Source organism: Geobacillus proteiniphilus (assembly GCF_001908025.1).
In the GTDB taxonomy this organism is placed as follows: domain Bacteria; phylum Bacillota; class Bacilli; order Bacillales; family Anoxybacillaceae; genus Geobacillus; species Geobacillus proteiniphilus.
The window spans coordinates 1-16,671 of sequence record NZ_MQMG01000017.1; the positions used below are offsets into that span (position 1 = coordinate 1).

General features: G+C 51.8%; 24 protein-coding genes and 1 rRNA gene. 2 read left to right on the forward strand and 23 right to left on the reverse strand.

What is annotated here, in order from left to right; all coding sequences use genetic code 11:
- Positions 1-82 (reverse strand): 16S ribosomal RNA (locus BRO54_RS07475); the annotation flags it as partial.
- Between the two features lie 672 nt (positions 83-754).
- On the opposite strand from BRO54_RS07475, the gene pdaB reads away from it, so the two are divergent.
- Positions 755-1,510 (forward strand): polysaccharide deacetylase family sporulation protein PdaB, encoded by a 756-nt coding sequence (gene pdaB / locus BRO54_RS07480; protein WP_074043582.1) that lies wholly within the window; start codon positions 755-757, stop codon positions 1,508-1,510.
- 137 nt (positions 1,511-1,647) lie between these two features.
- Here the strand turns inward: pdaB and BRO54_RS07485 are convergent, their stop codons facing one another.
- Complete coding sequence (locus BRO54_RS07485; protein ID WP_074043612.1) at positions 1,648-2,247, reverse strand: KinB-signaling pathway activation protein; 600 nt, start codon at positions 2,245-2,247, stop codon at positions 1,648-1,650.
- Positions 2,248-2,396: 149 nt separating this feature from the next.
- Between BRO54_RS07485 and gerD the strand changes: the two genes are divergently transcribed.
- Positions 2,397-3,026, forward strand: coding sequence for a spore germination lipoprotein GerD (gene gerD / locus BRO54_RS07490; protein ID WP_074043583.1), 630 nt, complete (start codon positions 2,397-2,399; stop codon positions 3,024-3,026).
- Positions 3,027-3,111: 85 nt separating this feature from the next.
- Here the strand turns inward: gerD and BRO54_RS07495 are convergent, their stop codons facing one another.
- The 21 genes from BRO54_RS07495 to rpmD all read right to left on the reverse strand — a co-directional run bounded on the left by BRO54_RS07495 (position 3,112) and on the right by rpmD (position 16,661).
- Positions 3,112-4,128, reverse strand: a complete 1,017-nt coding sequence (locus BRO54_RS07495) for an Mrp/NBP35 family ATP-binding protein (protein WP_074043584.1) — start codon at positions 4,126-4,128, stop codon at positions 3,112-3,114.
- Between the two features lie 296 nt (positions 4,129-4,424).
- The gene (locus BRO54_RS07500) at positions 4,425-4,574 is read right to left on the reverse strand and encodes a zinc ribbon domain-containing protein (RefSeq protein ID WP_420809665.1); all 150 of its coding nucleotides are present in this window, start codon (positions 4,572-4,574) and stop codon (positions 4,425-4,427) included.
- A gap of 100 nt (positions 4,575-4,674) precedes the next feature.
- Positions 4,675-5,391, reverse strand: a complete 717-nt coding sequence (gene cwlD / locus BRO54_RS07505) for an N-acetylmuramoyl-L-alanine amidase CwlD (protein WP_074043585.1) — start codon at positions 5,389-5,391, stop codon at positions 4,675-4,677.
- Between the two features lie 66 nt (positions 5,392-5,457).
- On the reverse strand, positions 5,458-5,898 hold the full coding sequence (locus BRO54_RS07510; protein WP_074043586.1) for a YbaK family protein: 441 nt from the start codon (positions 5,896-5,898) through the stop codon (positions 5,458-5,460).
- 119 nt (positions 5,899-6,017) lie between these two features.
- Positions 6,018-6,410: a 30S ribosomal protein S9 gene (rpsI, locus tag BRO54_RS07515; RefSeq protein WP_011229652.1), complete on the reverse strand. Its 393-nt coding sequence runs from the start codon at positions 6,408-6,410 to the stop codon at positions 6,018-6,020.
- A gap of 20 nt (positions 6,411-6,430) precedes the next feature.
- Positions 6,431-6,868 carry a 50S ribosomal protein L13 gene (gene rplM / locus BRO54_RS07520; protein WP_011229651.1) on the reverse strand — a complete coding sequence of 146 codons (438 nt, stop codon included), beginning with the start codon at positions 6,866-6,868 and terminating at the stop codon, positions 6,431-6,433.
- Positions 6,869-7,047: 179 nt separating this feature from the next.
- Positions 7,048-7,824: a tRNA pseudouridine(38-40) synthase TruA gene (gene truA, locus BRO54_RS07525; RefSeq protein ID WP_074043587.1), complete on the reverse strand. Its 777-nt coding sequence runs from the start codon at positions 7,822-7,824 to the stop codon at positions 7,048-7,050.
- Positions 7,825-7,836: 12 nt separating this feature from the next.
- Positions 7,837-8,634: an energy-coupling factor transporter transmembrane component T family protein gene (locus BRO54_RS07530; RefSeq protein WP_074043588.1), complete on the reverse strand. Its 798-nt coding sequence runs from the start codon at positions 8,632-8,634 to the stop codon at positions 7,837-7,839.
- On the reverse strand, positions 8,627-9,499 hold the full coding sequence (locus BRO54_RS07535) for an energy-coupling factor ABC transporter ATP-binding protein (RefSeq protein ID WP_074043589.1): 873 nt from the start codon (positions 9,497-9,499) through the stop codon (positions 8,627-8,629). Before BRO54_RS07535 ends, BRO54_RS07530 begins: the two co-directional genes overlap by 8 nt.
- Positions 9,475-10,314 (reverse strand): energy-coupling factor ABC transporter ATP-binding protein, encoded by an 840-nt coding sequence (locus BRO54_RS07540; protein WP_074043590.1) that lies wholly within the window; start codon positions 10,312-10,314, stop codon positions 9,475-9,477. Before BRO54_RS07540 ends, BRO54_RS07535 begins: the two co-directional genes overlap by 25 nt.
- A gap of 117 nt (positions 10,315-10,431) precedes the next feature.
- Entirely contained in the window at positions 10,432-10,794 is a 363-nt protein-coding gene (gene rplQ / locus BRO54_RS07545; protein ID WP_011229646.1) for a 50S ribosomal protein L17, read from the reverse strand.
- A 100-nt stretch (positions 10,795-10,894) separates the two neighbouring features.
- Entirely contained in the window at positions 10,895-11,839 is a 945-nt protein-coding gene (locus tag BRO54_RS07550) for a DNA-directed RNA polymerase subunit alpha (protein WP_011229645.1), read from the reverse strand.
- Positions 11,840-11,989: 150 nt separating this feature from the next.
- The gene (gene rpsK / locus BRO54_RS07555) at positions 11,990-12,379 is read right to left on the reverse strand and encodes a 30S ribosomal protein S11 (RefSeq protein ID WP_011229644.1); all 390 of its coding nucleotides are present in this window, start codon (positions 12,377-12,379) and stop codon (positions 11,990-11,992) included.
- Positions 12,380-12,404: 25 nt separating this feature from the next.
- Complete coding sequence (gene rpsM / locus BRO54_RS07560; protein ID WP_015373728.1) at positions 12,405-12,770, reverse strand: 30S ribosomal protein S13; 366 nt, start codon at positions 12,768-12,770, stop codon at positions 12,405-12,407.
- Between the two features lie 20 nt (positions 12,771-12,790).
- Positions 12,791-12,904: a 50S ribosomal protein L36 gene (gene rpmJ / locus BRO54_RS07565; protein WP_003247619.1), complete on the reverse strand. Its 114-nt coding sequence runs from the start codon at positions 12,902-12,904 to the stop codon at positions 12,791-12,793.
- A 35-nt stretch (positions 12,905-12,939) separates the two neighbouring features.
- Positions 12,940-13,158: a translation initiation factor IF-1 gene (gene infA, locus BRO54_RS07570; protein ID WP_031406191.1), complete on the reverse strand. Its 219-nt coding sequence runs from the start codon at positions 13,156-13,158 to the stop codon at positions 12,940-12,942.
- A 95-nt stretch (positions 13,159-13,253) separates the two neighbouring features.
- Positions 13,254-14,021, reverse strand: a complete 768-nt coding sequence (gene map / locus BRO54_RS07575; RefSeq protein WP_074043591.1) for a type I methionyl aminopeptidase — start codon at positions 14,019-14,021, stop codon at positions 13,254-13,256.
- Positions 14,018-14,671: an adenylate kinase gene (locus BRO54_RS07580; protein WP_074043592.1), complete on the reverse strand. Its 654-nt coding sequence runs from the start codon at positions 14,669-14,671 to the stop codon at positions 14,018-14,020. Before BRO54_RS07580 ends, map begins: the two co-directional genes overlap by 4 nt.
- A 44-nt stretch (positions 14,672-14,715) precedes the next feature.
- On the reverse strand, positions 14,716-16,008 hold the full coding sequence (gene secY / locus BRO54_RS07585; RefSeq protein WP_074043593.1) for a preprotein translocase subunit SecY: 1,293 nt from the start codon (positions 16,006-16,008) through the stop codon (positions 14,716-14,718).
- Positions 16,008-16,448 carry a 50S ribosomal protein L15 gene (gene rplO / locus BRO54_RS07590; protein ID WP_011229638.1) on the reverse strand — a complete coding sequence of 147 codons (441 nt, stop codon included), beginning with the start codon at positions 16,446-16,448 and terminating at the stop codon, positions 16,008-16,010. Before rplO ends, secY begins: the two co-directional genes overlap by 1 nt.
- A gap of 24 nt (positions 16,449-16,472) precedes the next feature.
- Positions 16,473-16,661: a 50S ribosomal protein L30 gene (gene rpmD, locus BRO54_RS07595; RefSeq protein ID WP_014194602.1), complete on the reverse strand. Its 189-nt coding sequence runs from the start codon at positions 16,659-16,661 to the stop codon at positions 16,473-16,475.
- Positions 16,662-16,671: the final 10 nt, after the last annotated feature.

The following is a 16,671-nucleotide window of genomic DNA, read 5'->3' on the forward strand; positions in this document are numbered from 1 at the left end:
GCTCCGATTTGGTCCGCTCGACTTGCATGTATTAGGCACGCCGCCAGCGTTCGTCCTGAGCCAGGATCAAACTCTCCAAAAGAAAGTTGATTGGCTTTTGCATTGTCCAGCTTCGGCCGCTATCGGCTCGCGACGCTTCGTGTCCCGCTACGACGGCGACAGCCTCCTCGCGGGCCTCTCAGCGCGTTTCGCCGATAGGCAAGCGGCCTCCGCTTTTCGGATTGTCCAGCTTCGGCCAAAGCGGCCTCAGCTTTTCTTTCGCGCTTCGTTTCGTTCAGTTTTCAAGGAACGAGATTGCTGCCTAGACTTACTCCTTTGCAGCTTTGCGCCGAGGAACCCAATTCCCCCGAATTCACTAGAAGACACAGGCGCAAAGTTGCTGCATTGAAACAACTTCTCTGCTGGTTTGCAGTCTTGAACTGAAGAATAGTTGAAGCTTCCTCTTGCAAACAGCTCTTTTATACTAACATGCCTCTTTTTTCTTGTCAAGATCTTTTCCGTTGCTTTTCGTCACTCACCGCTATCGAACACTCTGTCCGATTAGCGACGATTTTTAATATACCACTTACCAATCAAAAATGCAATATCTTTTTTAAGGGAATTTCAGGAACCGACGCCAGACTGTTCCTGGAGGCTTCCTCCATCTCTTCGACGGTAAGAGGACTGGCAAATAAGTTTCATAACCGCCATGGCTGTCCGCATAAGATGTTATTAGGACAACGATTTTACAATGCAAAAAAGGGGGGCCGATGTCATGTTTTACGCGTTGAACGGACGGGCGCTGAAAAAAGCTCTCATTATTATCTGCTCCGCCTTTTTCACCGCCGTCGTCTTGTACGCTTATGAAATGAACCGTCCAGTTTTTTCGCTTCCTTCTGGGCCGAAGGCGGTATATAAAGTGGACAACGCCCGCAATGAGGTGGCGTTGACGTTCGATATCAGCTGGGGAGATGAGAATGCAGACAAAATTTTGGATGTCTTGAAGCAGCACGGGATTCAAAACGCGACCTTTTTTTTATCCGCCTCATGGGCCGAACGCCATCCAGCCGTGGTGAAGCGGATCAAAGAGGAGGGGCATGAGATTGGCAGTATGGGATATAACTTTGTCAACTATACGGAACTTGAGAACGCCAAAATCCGTCAAGATTTAATCATGGCGAAAAAAGTGTTTGACATGTTGGGAATTAAACAGGTTGAGCTGCTGCGCCCCCCTGGGGGGAACTTCAACAAAAATGTGTTAAAGGTTGCTCAGTCCCTCGGCTACACTGTCGTCCATTGGAGCATTGACTCGAAAGACTGGCTCAACCCTGGGACAGACCAAATTGTTGAGAACGTCACGAGGGACCTGGAACCGGGCGATATCGTGCTCCTTCACGCATCCGATTCGGCAAAACAGACAGCCAAAGCGCTGCCGAAAATTATCGCTTCCATGAAAGAAAACGGCTACAAAAACGTCAACCTCTCCGAGCTGTTGGCGAATGGCGAAGCCGAAAGCCGTGGGATCGAGTGACACGTTCCGACAACGGCCTGCGCCGGTGCGCTTGGATTGCGGCGGCAGACAAGACGCCAATTGGAATGATTGGCTTTTGGCGAACACGCCGTTTTTTTCGCGGCTGCCATAAGAAAACAGGCGGCGCCTTGCTTTCTTTATTGTTTCGCGCCGCCTGTCAATTTATGCAGTATAAGAAGCTGGTATGCATTGCATACTAATAAAGGAATCAACATCAAATACAGCCAATCGCGGTCGTTGATGCGCAACACGGGAAACCATTCAATGACCGTAACGACGACCATAAAGAACAAAGCCGGAACGAACGCCCCTTTGTTCGTCTGTGCGCTCTTGACGTAGGCAACAACGAGACCAACCACCAAAATGAACAATGCGGTCAATAGATACGGAATGATTGAATCGCCCTTGTCCGCAAACGTCATGTAGCGGAAATACACTAAATCGAACAGCACGAACATGATCAAAACAACCTGCACAGCGTTCCATAGCGAACGGAAGATGCCAAGCCCGAACCGGTGGACGGTTAAATAAGCAAAAAACCCCGCCTGACTGATAACGCTGAAAATAAAGCCAACGCCGATATGCCATAACAAAACAGCCATAAATTCGACCATTTCCAGGCGCAACAACAAGCGCCCGAACTCCTCCCAGTTGAAAACAATGCCGACGGCCGCCGTGGCAATACCGCCGATCAGCAGCGTCGATAAAAATAAACGCACCCATTTGCGGCTGTTCACAGCTTCATCCTCCATCATTTCAGCATAACCCGCTTACCATTTTACCAGCGCCCTTGTGAAAAAGCCAGCTCTGATCTCCTCCATGCATATTTTTTTCGCCAACATTCATATTAAGGGTGAGGGATTTTTGCAGAAAGGAGCTCACTTTCATGAACAAATACCTACCGCTCCTCTTGCTCAGTTTTCTCGTTCTTGGTTCCTGTGCCCCTCAAGAAATCAGCCCCCCTCCCCCGGATTATGACGAAACGAAAAAGATGGTTGTTGACATTTTAAAAACCGACGAGGGGAAAAAGGCGATTCAAGATATTATGTCGGAAGATCAGATGAAGCAGCAGCTGGTCATAGATCAAAAAGCTGTAAAAGAAACGCTGCAGCAAATGCTGACATCCGATCAAGGAAAAAAGTTCTGGGAAAGTGCGTTAAAAGACCCGAAATTCGCTGAAAGTTTTGCCAAAGGGCTGCAGGCAGAACATGAAAAAATGATGAAGGCACTCATGAAAGATCCCGATTACCAGGCGCTAATGATCGATATTTTAAAAGATCCGGAAATGGAAAAAGCCATGATCGATGTCTTAAAAAGCAAAGAGTTCCGCCAGCATTTGCAAAAGGTGATCACTGAAACGTTGAACAGCCCGCTGTATCAGGCGAAAATTCAAGACATGTTGATGAAAGCAGCTGAAACGGTTCAGCAAGGCGGAGAAAAACAAGGAGAAGAAGGCGGAGGAGAAGGGGGAGAGGGAGAAGAAAGCACCGGCAACCAGCAAGGCGGAGGAGGTTAATCAAGCGAAAAAGCGTCCGTGCGCTGAAAACCGCCAACGCTCTAATCGGCGGTTTCTCGCCATCGGACGCTTTTTGTGAAACCGATTAATATTTCGCAACGATTTTGCGGGCAATATCCATATAAATTTTCCCAATCGGATGATCTTCTGCGTAAACGGACGGGGCGAAGTCGTCGTCGTTCCAATCCGGCTGCTGAAGCGGCAGCTGTCCTAACAGCTCGGTTTGCAGCTCTTTGGCCAGCTTTTCTCCGCCACCCTTGCCGAAGACATACTCCCGCTCCCCTGTTTTCCGGCTTTCGTAGTACGACATATTTTCGATCACGCCGATAATTTCGTGTTCAGTGCGCAACGCCATAGCCCCAGCTCGGGCAGCGACAAACGCAGCGGTCGGATGCGGAGTCGTGACGATAATTTCTTTGCACGACGGCAAGAGCGTATGGACGTCCAAGGCGACGTCGCCCGTGCCAGGCGGCAAGTCGAGCAGCAAGTAATCCAAATCCCCCCATTCGACCTCTTTGAAAAAGTTGTTCAACATTTTCCCAAGCATCGGGCCGCGCCAAATGACTGGGGCGTTGTCCTCGACGAAAAAGGCCATCGAAATGACTTTTACGCCAAACCGTTCGACTGGGATGATTTTGTCGCCCCTCACCGTCGGGCGCTCAGTGATTCCCATCATGTCCGGAACGCTGAACCCGTAAATGTCCGCGTCAATCAACCCGACTTTTTTGCCGAGCCGGGCGAGCGCGACCGCTAAATTGACGGAAACGGTCGATTTGCCGACTCCACCTTTGCCGCTGGCGATGGCGATATACGTCGTTTTTTGCTTGTTTTCGCTATATTTCTCCACCACGTCGCGCGGCAGTTCGGCGAACCGCAGCCCGACCGTCGCAGCGCCCGCGTCTTTCAGCTGCTGGACGATCGCCGTTTGCACACGAAGCTGCTCGGGCGTGCCGGTTTTGGCGAGCGCGATTTTCACGCTGACATGGCTTTTCTCTTCCTTAATTTTGATTTCTTGAATGGCATTCGTCTCTTTAAACGTTTTGTTTAAAAAGGGATCTTTCATCTTTTCAAGAATGGAGCGCACTTCAGTTTCCGTCAACATCGTATTCACCAACCCTTTTACAAATCAATGGTCGTTTCTACATGTTATCATACCATAAATCGGCAGACGGCCGCCATGTTTGACTTGCTCCCTCACACCCCTGCAGTTGAAAAGGGGGAATTTCTAATTTCTTTTGGCGAAACAAGACCGGTCGGCTGTCTGTCTCCTCTGTTCCGACCTTGAACGCTCTCCCACCTACGCTAACGCTTAGAGGCGGGAGATTCTTGGGAACACCCGCCCTACGGCAGGCTGTCAACCAAGCCATCCCCGTGCGTCCCACGGTTGGGCTGCCTTACTTACAAAGACAGCAAACAAAGCCCTTCATTCAGGATATTCCGGGCGGCGTTATGGTCCCGGTCATGTTCGGCTCCGCAGTTCGGGCACACCCACTCGCGGATGTCGAGCGACTTCACCTCAACCTGCCGATGCCCGCAGCACGAGCACAATTGGCAAGAGGGAGATCGATGGCGAATACCGATTCATCCCCCCTTGCGCTCATGCGTGGAAGTGGGGGTCTTCTCGGCGCGAGATGATAAAAAATCCCCGCTACTCGCGGGGCGTATGTTCGTTGGAAAAATAGCGGAGCACTCCTTTATAAATCGAGGCGGCCAGCTTCGTTTGGTAGCCATCAGACGCAAGCAGCTCTCGCTCGTCGGGATTCGACAAAAACCCGACCTCGACGAGCGCGCCGGGGATTTTCGCATGCTTGAGCAAATAGACGGTATCAATCATTTTTGCCAGCCGATGGGTGTTCTCCAAATTGCGCCGCAATTCCGCTTGGATAAATCTCGCCAGCCGCTCGTTTTCGATGAACGAGCCGTAATAAAACGTCTGCGCCCCCCGCCAACGCGGCGACGGGATGGCGTTGAGATGGATGCTGATAAAAAGATCGGCATTCGATCGGTTGACGAAAGCCGTTCGTTCGAGCAAATCCTCCGTTTTTCGTCGGCTGTAGCCGCGTGTTGACGGGCTGGCCAAGTCCCGATCCGTCTCGCGTGTCATCAGGACGAGCGCCCCTTGCTGCTGCAGATAATCGCGCAGCTTTTTCGCCACGTTGAGCGCGATGTCCTTTTCCACCACCTCACCACCGACGGCGCCGCCGTCCGGCCCGCCATGGCCAGGGTCCAATACGATGATTCTCCCCGATAACGGGAGATTCCATGGTTTCGTTGATGTCAGATCGGAAAATAAAGACGGAAATAGCAAAGTGCTCATAAGGGCGACGGCAGCAAAAGCGACCAGCCACTTCCATTTTTCTCTCATTGTTTCTCCTCCCGCACGTTTCCCTTCTCTATCTTATATGGGACAAGGCGCGGGAATAGAACTCATTCAGCGAAGTTTTAGACGGCGCCGTTTTTTTCCCCGCTCAAACCCTTCCGTCCACCAGTTGGCGATATATTGTTCACACGCGTCATATAGCAACTGGCTGAGGAAATCGTCGTCGATATTGCCCCAAAAGCAAAGAAAATCAAACAGCGTATCGATCAAATATTCCTCTTCCTGAGCACATCGACAGCGTACGCTGTCCGCCGGCTCCCCATAATAGCCGAATCGGCTGTAGCGAGCGCCGAGCAAATACGCTTCAATGGCCAGATCAATGCAGCCTTCCTCAACAACGGATGGGAATATCCGATACGCCGTATAAAACGGAACAAAGTGCTCAAGCGCTTTGTTCCGTAGTTTCTCAAGCGACAGTTCGCGCAACATGTTCCGTTCATAGCGAAGCTGCTTTTCCTGCCTTTTTTCCGCCAATGAAGTGATGACTGCCATCGTCTTTCACGCTCCTTTACGATGTAGTGTTTAACGATCGCTCGCAATCATACGCGCGGGCGAAAGGCAGAAATAAGCAAAAAACCCAGCCACATTGGCTGGGTTGAAACATCACGCGATTAACGCTTCGAGAATTGTGGAGCGCGGCGAGCGCCTTTGAGCCCGTATTTTTTGCGCTCTTTAACGCGGGCATCGCGCGTCAGCAAACCGGCCCGTTTCAGCACCGTGCGGAATTCCGGATCGACTTCAAGCAACGCGCGGGCGATGCCATGGCGAATCGCACCAGCTTGGCCGGCAAATCCACCGCCTTGGACGTTCACCAAAACGTCGTAGCTGCCAAGCGTTTCCGTCAATACGAGCGGCTGTTTGACCATTTCAATGAGCGCTTCCGTCGGGATGTACTCGCGAATGTCACGCTTATTGACAATGATGCGACCATCGCCCGGGACAAGGCGGACACGGGCGACCGAGCTTTTGCGACGACCTGTGCCGTAATATTGTACTTGTGCCAAAATCATACCCTCCCTTATGATTATCCGCGAAGTTCATACACTTCTGGTTTTTGTGCTTGATGCGGATGTTCGCTTCCACGGTAAACGTGCAACTTTTTGAACATTTGCCGGCCAAGGCTGCCTTTTGGAAGCATGCCACGCACCGCACGTTCGATCATTTGTTCCGGGTAGTTCGTACGCATTTCCAGCGCTGTTCTTACTTTTAAGCCACCCGGATATAAGCTGTGGCGATAGTACAGTTTTTTCGTCAACTTTTTCCCAGTCAGTTCGACTTTGTCCGCATTGATGACGATGACGTGATCTCCGCAGTCAACGTGCGGAGTGAACGTCGGTTTATGTTTGCCGCGCAACAGCGCCGCTACTTCGCTGGCTAAGCGGCCTAACGTTTTGCCAGCTGCGTCGACAACGTACCATTTACGCTCTACTTCATTCGGTTTCGCCATGTAAGTCGTACGCAATGCAATTCCCTCCTAAAATAAAAAATGAACAAACAAATGGGTCGTTTATTTCAACACGATTATTGTCCGGGGCTAATCGTGGAAAATACATGCCATATGATATAATAGCTTGCCGGCGCGCCAATGTCAAGAAGATGTTACACAAGGACTCGTTGTCTTCGAAAGCCGGGGGAAAACCATCAGCCGTACGCCAATGAGTGGTCCAAACATTCATCCTCATAGTATACGCGCCATAAATACAGCCCTTCGGCCGGCGCGGTTGGACCAGCGAGGCGCCGATCTTTCGCCGCAAGCAACATCGAAATGTCGGCAGGAGAACGCTTCCCTTGACCGACTTCAAGCACCGTGCCAACGATAATGCGCACCATGTTGTATAAAAAGCCGCTGCCGACAAACCGAAACTCGAGCATCGGGCCGTCGGCCTTCACTTCAGCCCGATACATGGTGCGCACCCGGTCTTCGATCGACGTTTTTGCGGAACAAAAGCTTGTAAAATCGTGCGTTCCATGAAGCAAACGGAGCGCCTCGTTCATCGCGCTGATATGCAGCGAATATGGGTGCCATGCGCAATAATGGCGGCGAAACACGTCGCGTTCGGCAGCCGTCCATACTTTATAGCGGTATTCTTTCGCTTTCGCCGAAAAACGGGCGTGGAAGTCTGCATCGGCCTCCTGTACAAAGCGAACGACGATATCATCCGGCAGCTGGGCGTTCAACGCCTTTTTCCACTGCTCCGAGGAAAGGGAAAGCGGCGTATCAAAGTGGATCACTTGCCCATAGGCATGAACGCCGGCATCCGTCCTTCCGGAAGCCGCCACACGCACTTCCGTCCCTTTATGCATCCGCCGAAGCACTTCCTCAAACTCGCCTTGCACCGTCCGCTTTCCCGGCTGGATTTGGTAGCCGGAAAAGTGGGTGCCATCATAGGCAATGATGCATTTGATCCGTGTTGTCATGGCCTTCCTCCGCTATGATCGTAATAGACAAAGCAATGCAGCCAGCAACGCCACGGCCGCTAAAAACACGGTGTCCACCGGCTTCCAAGCGAGCTGGCGGAATTTCGTCCGCCCTTCCCCGCCGCGATAGCCGCGCGCCTCCATGGCTGTCGCCAGCTCATCGGCTCGTTTGAACGAGCTGATAAACAGAGGCACAAGCAGTGAGACAATGGCTTTCATCCGTTCGGAAAAACGGCCGCCAGAAAAATCAACGCCGCGGGCCGCCTGTGCTTTCATAATTTTTTCCGTCTCTTCCATCAATGTTGGAATGAATCGAAGCGAAATGGCCATCATCAAGGCGAGCTCATGGACAGGAACGCGCATCTTTTTGAGCGGCCCAAGCAAGCTTTCGACGCCATCGGTCACTTCAATCGGCGTCGTCGTCAACGTCAACATCGTCGTCATCAATACAAGGAGCAAAAACCTTAGGGAAATAAAGATCCCTTGCTTGATGCCGCCTTCATATACAGAGAGCGCACCGATTTGGTAGATGACATCTCCTTCTTTCGTCATGAAGAGATGCAACAGCAATGTAAACAAAACGACCCATAAAATCGGTTTCAAGCCGCGGGCAATGAACGAAAACGGGATGCGAGACAGCGCTGCAAAGGCAAGCGCAAACAGCGACAGCAGTGCATACGTCGCCGCATTGTTCGCCAAAAAGACGATCAGGACGTAGGCAAACACGATCAATAGTTTGGCGCGCGGGTCTAAGCGATGAATGACGGAATGACCAGGCACATATTGCCCGATAATCAAATGATTAGTCATGGACGCTCACCTTGGAGAACAATTGCTGGATGGCTTCCGCTGTCTGTTCCAACGTCAAGCATGGCGACGGAATGACAACGCCGAACCGCTTTTCGAGCTGCTGTTTCAATTTGACCGTTTCCGGCACGCTCAAACCGATGGCAGCCAGTTTGTCAGCGTCGCGAAACATCTCTTCCGGCGTTCCATGCCCCCACACCGTCCCTTCATGCATGACGACGATCTCATCAGCGTAGCGGGCGGCATCTTCCATGCTGTGGGTGACGAGAACGGTTGTCAACTGCTTCTCACGATGGAGGTGATAAAACATCTCCATCATCTCTTTGCGCCCGCGCGGATCAAGGCCCGCGGTCGGTTCATCGAGCACAAGCACTTCTGGTTCAAGCGCGAGCACGCCGGCGATGGCGACGCGCCGCATTTGCCCTCCGCTCAAATCAAACGGCGATTTCGCCAATACGTCTTCACTCAACCCGACGAGCTTAATGAGCTCCCGCGCCTTCCGTTTCGCCTCGTCTTCCGGCACGCCAAAATTGAGCGGGCCAAAACAAATATCTTTCTCCACCGTTTCTTCAAACAATTGATGCTCCGGGAACTGGAAGACGACCCCGACCTTTTTGCGCAGCGGTTTCAGCTGCTTTGGCCGCTTATTGCTCGTGATCGTCTCTTCGCCGATCTTCACCGCGCCGCTTGTCGGTTGCAGCAACCCGTTTAAATGCTGAAGGAGGGTCGATTTTCCTGAACCCGTATGCCCAACCACGGCGACGTACGCCCCGCTTCGGATTGCGACATTGACATCATAGAGCGCCCGGCGGGCAAGCGGTGAACGGGCGTTGTACACATGCTCTACTTTTTCGAATACAATGTCCATAGCTCCTCGACCAACTCCTCTGTCGTGAAATATCCAGCCCGAAGCGGAATGCCTTGTTCCCGCAAGCGGCTGCCCATTTTCACGGCAAACGGCAAATCAAGACCGATTCGCTCGAGCTTGCTTCCGAGCCGAAAGATTTGCTCCGGCGTCCCTTCTGCCATCACTTCGCCTTTGTTCATCACAATGAGGCGGTCCGCCTTCGCTGCCTCTTCCAAATCATGGGTGATCGACAAGACAGTAATGCGCTGCTGGCGGTTCAGGCGGCGCACCGTCTCAAGCACTTCTTCCCTTCCACGCGGGTCAAGCATCGATGTCGCTTCGTCCAAAATGATCATATCGGGGCGGAGCGCCAAAATGCCAGCGATGGCGACGCGCTGTTTTTGCCCCCCAGACAATCGGTGCGGCTCATAATGGAGAAACGGCTCCATATGGACTTGGCGAATGGCCTCGCGAATGCGCTCGACCATTTCCGAACGCGGAATGCCGTTGTTTTCAAGGGCAAAAGCGATGTCGTCTTCAACGGTCGCACCGACAAACTGGTTGTCCGGGTTCTGGAACACAAGGCCAACGCGGCGGCGCACCTCCCAAACGGTCGCGTCGTTCAAAAGGCGTCCAAACAAGCGAATGGCGCCCCGCTCCGGCCGAAGCAAGCCGATTAGCATCCGGGCGATGGTTGATTTGCCGGATCCGTTATGACCGACGATCGCCAGCCACTCCCCGCGCTCGGCCGTGAAGCTGACGTTTTGCACCGCATAGTCGGATTGATTTGGATAGCGAAAGGATACTCCCTCGATCGACAAGATTGGTTCGGCCATGATCGTTTCCCCTTGCTTCGCCGCGTTGCAAACGCAGCCTGCTAAATGATGGTAAACAAAAAAAGGGCATAGATCCAGTTCAAACGAAACTGTCTCGCCCTTGTTGAAATGAAACCGTTACACGAGTTCAATAATGACCATCGGCGCCCCGTCACCGCGGCGAGGACCAAGTTTCATAATGCGCGTATAGCCGCCTTGGCGATCTTGGTAGCGCGGCGCAATGTCACTGAACAGCTTTTGCAACGCATCCTGGCCGGTTTCGCTGTTGGCGACCTCCTTGCGGATGAATGCCGCTGCTTGGCGGCGGGCATGCAAATCGCCGCGTTTGCCGAGCGTAATCATTTTTTCCATGACCGAGCGCAGTTCTTTCGCCCGCGCTTCCGTCGTTTCAATGCGTTCGTTGATGATTAAGTCTGTTGCCAAGTCGCGAAGCAGTGCTTTTCGTTGCGAAGTCGTGCGTCCTAATTTTCTGTACGACATCAAATGTCCCTCCCTTTTAAAGTGATGTGTTCCTCATGGTGGTCATCATCAAAGCGATATGGTGAAAGTGTGTTTCCGGCTTGCCGGCGGAGGCCGGCGCTTAGTCGTCTTTGCGCAGGCTGAGGCCAAGCTCAGCCAGTTTCGCTTTCACTTCCTCAAGCGACTTGCGGCCGAGGTTGCGCACTTTCATCATATCTTCTTCCGTTTTTTGCGTCAGTTCTTGAACAGTGTTGATGCCGGCCCGCTTCAAGCAATTGTAGGAACGAACCGAAAGATCGAGTTCCTCGATCGTCATTTCGAGCACTTTTTCTTTTTGATCGTCCTCTTTCTCGACCATGATCTCCGCGTTTTGCGCCTCATCCGTCAAGCCGACAAAAATGTTCAAGTGCTCCGTTAAAATTTTCGCTCCAAGGGAAATGGCCTCTTTCGGCCCGATGCTTCCATCCGTCCACACATCAATGGTCAGCTTGTCATAGTCGGTCACTTGGCCGACCCTTGTATTCTCGACTTGATAAGAAACTCGGGAGACCGGCGTATAAATGGAATCGATCGGAATGACGCCGATGGGCTGGTCTTCGCGCTTATTCGCCTCAGCAGGAACATATCCGCGCCCCCGCTTAGCGGTCATGCGCATGCGCAGGCGGCCGCCTTCCGCCAGCGTCGCGATATGAAGGTCCGGGTTTAAAATTTCTACATCGCTGTCGTGAGTGATATCGGCAGCCGTGACAACTCCTTCACCCTGCACATCAATCTCCAACGTTTTCTCTTCGTCTGAATAAATTTTCAACGCTAGTTTTTTGATATTCAAAATGATGGCTGTCACATCTTCAACGACGCCGTCAATCGTTGAAAACTCATGCAAGACGCCGTCGATTTGCACCGATGTTACAGCTGCACCAGGGAGTGAAGACAATAGGATACGACGCAAGGAGTTCCCTAAGGTTGTACCATATCCACGCTCAAGCGGTTCGACGACGAATTTGCCGTATTTGGCATCTTCGCTCAGTTCGACCGTTTCAATTTTCGGCTTTTCAATTTCAATCATCGATTATTATACCCTCCTTCAAAACGTCGAGACCCCGATCAAACGGTACACGCCTAACTACATTCCCCCATGAATCTCTCTTTACGCTTGCCTGCCATGGTCTTTATCATATCCCATTATTGACAATGGCGCAAATTCTATACAGGGGCGTTACACGCGGCGACGTTTTGGCGGACGGCATCCATTGTGCGGGATTGGAGTGACGTCTTTGATCGCCGTAATTTCCAACCCGGCTGCTTGCAATGCACGGATCGCTGCCTCACGGCCAGCCCCCGGACCTTTGACGTTCACTTCGACCGTTTTCATGCCATGTTCCATCGACGCTTTCGCTGCTGCTTCAGCCGCCATTTGCGCCGCAAACGGCGTTGATTTGCGCGAACCTTTGAACCCCAGCGAACCAGCGCTCGCCCAAGCAATGGCGTTGCCATGAACATCCGTAATCGTTACGATCGTGTTGTTGAACGTTGAACGGATATGGGCGATGCCTGTATCAATATTTTTTCTTACCCGGCGTTTACGAGTGTTTGTTCTGCGTGCCATTCGTCAAATGACCTCCTTTGCGTGATTATTTTTTCTTGTTCGCTACCGTGCGGCGCGGACCTTTGCGCGTGCGGGCATTGTTTTTCGTGTTTTGGCCGCGAACCGGCAATCCGCGGCGATGGCGAAGACCACGATAGCAGCCGATCTCCATCAACCGTTTAATATTTAACGATACTTCACGGCGCAAATCGCCTTCCACTTTTAAGCGGCCGACGATTTCACGAATGCGGCTAAGCTCTTCTTCCGTTAAGTCGCGAACGCGTGTGTCTTCCGATACGCCGGCTTCTTTTAAGATTTTTTGTGCTGTCGGTTTGCCGATCCCATAAATGTATGTTAACGAAATGACTACCCGTTTATCACGCGGAATATCGACACCTGCAATGCGTGCCATATGATACACCTCCTTGAAAATTACCCTTGGCGTTGTTTATGCTTCGGATTTTCGCAAATCACCATAACTTTGCCGCGTCTGCGAATAACTTTGCACTTTTCGCAAATCGGTTTAACAGATGGTCTTACTTTCATGTTGTTTACCTCCCTATTGAACGGAGTGCATTCCTTTATTTATATCGATACGTGATCCGTCCACGCGTCAAATCATACGGCGACAGCTCCACCGTCACCCGGTCGCCAGGCAAAATGCGAATGAAATGCATGCGGATCTTGCCCGATACATGAGCCAACACCGTGTGCCCATTTTCTAATTCTACACGAAACATCGCATTTGGCAATGTTTCGACGACGGTGCCTTCCACTTCAATTACATCATCTTTCGCCATCGAGCGGCTCTCCCTCCTTCGAATGAGTAACATTGTGTTACGCAAAACCGAACGTGATGTCCATGATGATCGAGAAGACGTTCGCCCCTTCCCACTTATGAAGTGGGGGACTCATTTCCACAATGTGTTAAAATTTCGTAGCCATCTTCTGTAATGACAATCGTATGTTCGAAATGGGCGCACCGTTTTCCATCGGCCGTGACGACGGTCCAATCGTCGGCCAACGTTTTCACGTAACGGCTGCCGGCATTGACCATCGGTTCGATGCACAGCGCCATCCCTGGCCGCAAAATTGGGCCTTTGTTCGGTGGCCCATAATGTGGGATTTGTGGGTCTTCATGTAAGTGTTGACCAATTCCATGCCCGACATACTCGCGAACAACGGAAAAGTGATGCGCTTCGACGTACGTTTGAATCGCATGGGAGATGTTCGTTAAACGAGCGCCCGGCTTTGCCTCGGCGAGCCCGACATACAGCGATTGCTCTGTCACGTCAAGCAATCGTTTCGTCTCGGCGTCGATGTCCCCAACTGGATACGTCCAGGCCGAGTCAGCATGATAGCCTTCATACTGCGCGCCGACATCGATCGTAATAATATCGCCTTCCCGCAATACGCGGCCGCTGGGAATCCCGTGCACGAGCTCTTCATTCACCGAGGCGCAAATGCTTCCCGGAAACCCTTGATACCCTTTAAACGACGGAATGGCGCCATGGGAACGAATCACTTCCTCCGCGATGGCGTCCAGTTCCTTTGTTGTGATCCCGGGACGAATGTGCTTTTGCAATTCTTTCAATGTAAGGGAAACGATTTTTCCCGCCTCGCGCATCAAAGCAATTTCCTGCGCGGTTTTGCAACGAATCATCGAGCAAGTCCCCCGAGCAATTCACGAATATCAGCAAACACCTTTTCCATTTCCTGTTCGCCGTTAATGTGGCGCAAATAGCCTTTTTGCTCGTAAAAATCGAGGAGCGGCTTCATTTGTTTCATATTGACCTCAAGCCGGTTAGCCACCGTTGCTTCATTATCATCGGGGCGCTGGTACAGCTCTCCCCCGCATTTATCACATACACCCGGTTTCGCCGGCGGATGAAAGACAAGATGGTACGTTGCTCCGCAATTGCGGCAAATGCGTCTGCCGGTCAGGCGCTCCATTAAGACCTCTTGGCGAACGTCGATATGGATGACATAATCAAGCTTGCGCCCAATTTCCACTAGCATTGTTTCGAGCGCTTCTGCTTGGGCGACCGTGCGCGGGAATCCATCGAGCAAAAAACCATTTTGGCAATCCTCTTTGCTCAGCCGTTCGCGGACGATGCCGATCGTCACCTCATCCGGGACAAGATCGCCGCGGTCCATATACTGCTTTGCCTGCAACCCTAGCGGCGTCCCTTCTTTGATCGCCGCTCGAAACATATCTCCCGTTGAAATATGCGGAATTCCGTAAGCCTCGACAATTTTCTCGGCCTGCGTGCCTTTGCCGGCACCCGGCAGCCCCATCAGCACTAAATTCATCCTAACTCCCCCCTATCGGCAAGGGACGTCCGTTCTTGCCTTCTTTATTTGATGAATCCACGGTAATGGCGTTTCACCAGCTGGCTCTCAAGCTGTTTCATCGTCTCAAGCGCCACGCCGACGACAATAAGCAAGCTCGTACCGCCGATTCGTGCGGAAGGTGGCAAGTTGGCAAAGTTCACAAAGAACACCGGCAGCACGGCGACAACCGCCAAAAAGATTGATCCGACCAGCGTCAGCCGGTATAAAATTCTCGTCACATACTCTTGCGTATTTTTTCCAGGACGAATACCAGGGATATAGCCGCCTTGTTTTTTCAAATTATCCGCCATTTGCTCCGGATTGACTTGAACAAACGCATAAAAGTACGTAAACGCGATGATGAGCACGACGTAAATGATCATCCCAACCGGATGCGTATAATCAAACGTTCGGCGAATCCACAATGTTACATCATTCGTGCCAAAAAACGATGCAATCGTCGGTGGTGCAATCAAAAACGATACAGCGAAAATGACCGGAATGACTCCCGCTGGGTTCACTTTGAGCGGCAAATGGGTCGAGTGGCCGCCGACCGGGCTCCGGCCCTCAAGCCGCTTCGCGTATTGAATCGGAATTTTCCGGAACGCCTGCTGGATGTAAATGACGCCAACGATGACGGCAACGACCGCCAACGCCACAAGCAGGAGCCGGACGATGCGCAAAAACACATCTTCCCCGACATTTTCAAACTGTTGGGCGTAAATTTGATTCAAGACCGTCGGAATGCCTGAGACAATCCCGGCGAAAATAATGATCGAAATGCCATTGCCCACGCCTTTCGCGGTGATCTGTTCGCCAAGCCACATTAAAAATGCGGTGCCGGCGGTCAAGACAACCGCGATCAGCAAATACGTGCCGATGCCCGGATTTTTGATCAGCATCCCCCCGGCTAAATTGTTAAAGCCGTACGACATGCCGATGGCTTGGATAAACCCGAGCACGACCGTGAAATAGCGGGTAAACTGAGCTAATTTACGCCGGCCAACTTCGCCTTGCTTCGACCACTCCGTAAATTTTGGAACGACGTCCATTTGCAGCAGCTGAACGATAATCGATGCCGTAATGTAGGGCATCACGCCCATCGCAAAGATTGAAAAGTTTTGCAACGCCCCGCCGCCAAAAATGTTCAGGACGCCGAATGCATTCAATTCATCTTGCACTTTCAACACATCCGTGTTCACGCCCGGAACGGGGATGAATGTTCCAATGCGGAACACAATCAGCATAAGAAGAGTGAAAATGATTTTGTTTCGAATATCACTGACGCGCATAAAGTTGGAGATTGTCCGAAACATTAAATCACCTCAGTTTTACCGCCAGCCGCTTCAATGGCCTCTTTCGCCGATGCCGAGAACTTATGCGCTTTGACCGTCAGTTTTTTCTCGATTTGGCCTTTGCCCAAAATTTTCACGCCCGATTTCAGCTTGCTGATGACGCCCGTTTCAAGGAGCAATTCAGGCGTTACTTCCGTTCCGTCTTCAAAGCGGTTCAGTTTTTCCAAATTCACGACCGCATATTCTTTCCGATTGATGTTCGTAAACCCGCGTTTCGGCAAGCGGCGGAACAGCGGGGTTTGTCCTCCTTCAAATCCAAGGCGAACTCCTCCGCCAGAGCGAGCATTTTGACCCTTTTGACCGCGGCCGGACGTTTTGCCGTTGCCCGAACCGATCCCGCGGCCGACGCGCACAGCTTTCTTCCGGGATCCCGGCGCTGGTTGCAATTCATGAAGTTTCATGGCAAAGCACCTCCTTATGATTCATTATTCTTCAATTTCTTTGACTTTGACAAGGTGGGCCACTTTATTGATCATCCCGCGGATCGCAGGATTGTCATTATGGACGACCGTTTGGTGCATTTTCCGCAGGCCGAGCGTTCTGACGGTAACGCGTTGGTCTTCCGGACGGCCAATCACGCTGCGCGTGAGGGTAATCGCCAGTTTTTTTGCCATGATCGTTCCC

Bases quoted from the DNA above. Each gene is read 5' to 3' on its own strand.
- pdaB (WP_074043582.1), top strand. From the start codon at position 755: ATGTTTTACGCGTTGAACGGACGGGCGCTGAAAAAAGCTCTCATTATT.
- gerD (WP_074043583.1), top strand. From the start codon at position 2,397: ATGAACAAATACCTACCGCTCCTCTTGCTCAGTTTTCTCGTTCTTGGT.
- BRO54_RS07495 (WP_074043584.1), bottom strand. From the start codon at position 4,128: ATGTTGACGGAAACTGAAGTGCGCTCCATTCTTGAAAAGATGAAAGAT.
- cwlD (WP_074043585.1), bottom strand. From the start codon at position 5,391: ATGAGAGAAAAATGGAAGTGGCTGGTCGCTTTTGCTGCCGTCGCCCTT.
- BRO54_RS07510 (WP_074043586.1), bottom strand. From the start codon at position 5,898: ATGGCAGTCATCACTTCATTGGCGGAAAAAAGGCAGGAAAAGCAGCTT.
- truA (WP_074043587.1), bottom strand. From the start codon at position 7,824: ATGACAACACGGATCAAATGCATCATTGCCTATGATGGCACCCACTTT.
- BRO54_RS07530 (WP_074043588.1), bottom strand. From the start codon at position 8,634: ATGACTAATCATTTGATTATCGGGCAATATGTGCCTGGTCATTCCGTC.
- BRO54_RS07535 (WP_074043589.1), bottom strand. From the start codon at position 9,499: ATGGACATTGTATTCGAAAAAGTAGAGCATGTGTACAACGCCCGTTCA.
- BRO54_RS07540 (WP_074043590.1), bottom strand. From the start codon at position 10,314: ATGGCCGAACCAATCTTGTCGATCGAGGGAGTATCCTTTCGCTATCCA.
- rplQ (WP_011229646.1), bottom strand. From the start codon at position 10,794: ATGTCGTACAGAAAATTAGGACGCACGACTTCGCAACGAAAAGCACTG.
- BRO54_RS07550 (WP_011229645.1), bottom strand. From the start codon at position 11,839: ATGATTGAAATTGAAAAGCCGAAAATTGAAACGGTCGAACTGAGCGAA.
- rpsK (WP_011229644.1), bottom strand. From the start codon at position 12,379: ATGGCACGCAGAACAAACACTCGTAAACGCCGGGTAAGAAAAAATATT.
- rpsM (WP_015373728.1), bottom strand. From the start codon at position 12,770: ATGGCACGCATTGCAGGTGTCGATATTCCGCGTGATAAACGGGTAGTC.
- rpmJ (WP_003247619.1), bottom strand. From the start codon at position 12,904: ATGAAAGTAAGACCATCTGTTAAACCGATTTGCGAAAAGTGCAAAGTT.
- infA (WP_031406191.1), bottom strand. From the start codon at position 13,158: ATGGCGAAAGATGATGTAATTGAAGTGGAAGGCACCGTCGTCGAAACA.
- map (WP_074043591.1), bottom strand. From the start codon at position 14,021: ATGATTCGTTGCAAAACCGCGCAGGAAATTGCTTTGATGCGCGAGGCG.
- BRO54_RS07580 (WP_074043592.1), bottom strand. From the start codon at position 14,671: ATGAATTTAGTGCTGATGGGGCTGCCGGGTGCCGGCAAAGGCACGCAG.
- secY (WP_074043593.1), bottom strand. From the start codon at position 16,008: ATGTTTCGGACAATCTCCAACTTTATGCGCGTCAGTGATATTCGAAAC.
- rplO (WP_011229638.1), bottom strand. From the start codon at position 16,448: ATGAAACTTCATGAATTGCAACCAGCGCCGGGATCCCGGAAGAAAGCT.
- rpmD (WP_014194602.1), bottom strand. From the start codon at position 16,661: ATGGCAAAAAAACTGGCGATTACCCTCACGCGCAGCGTGATTGGCCGT.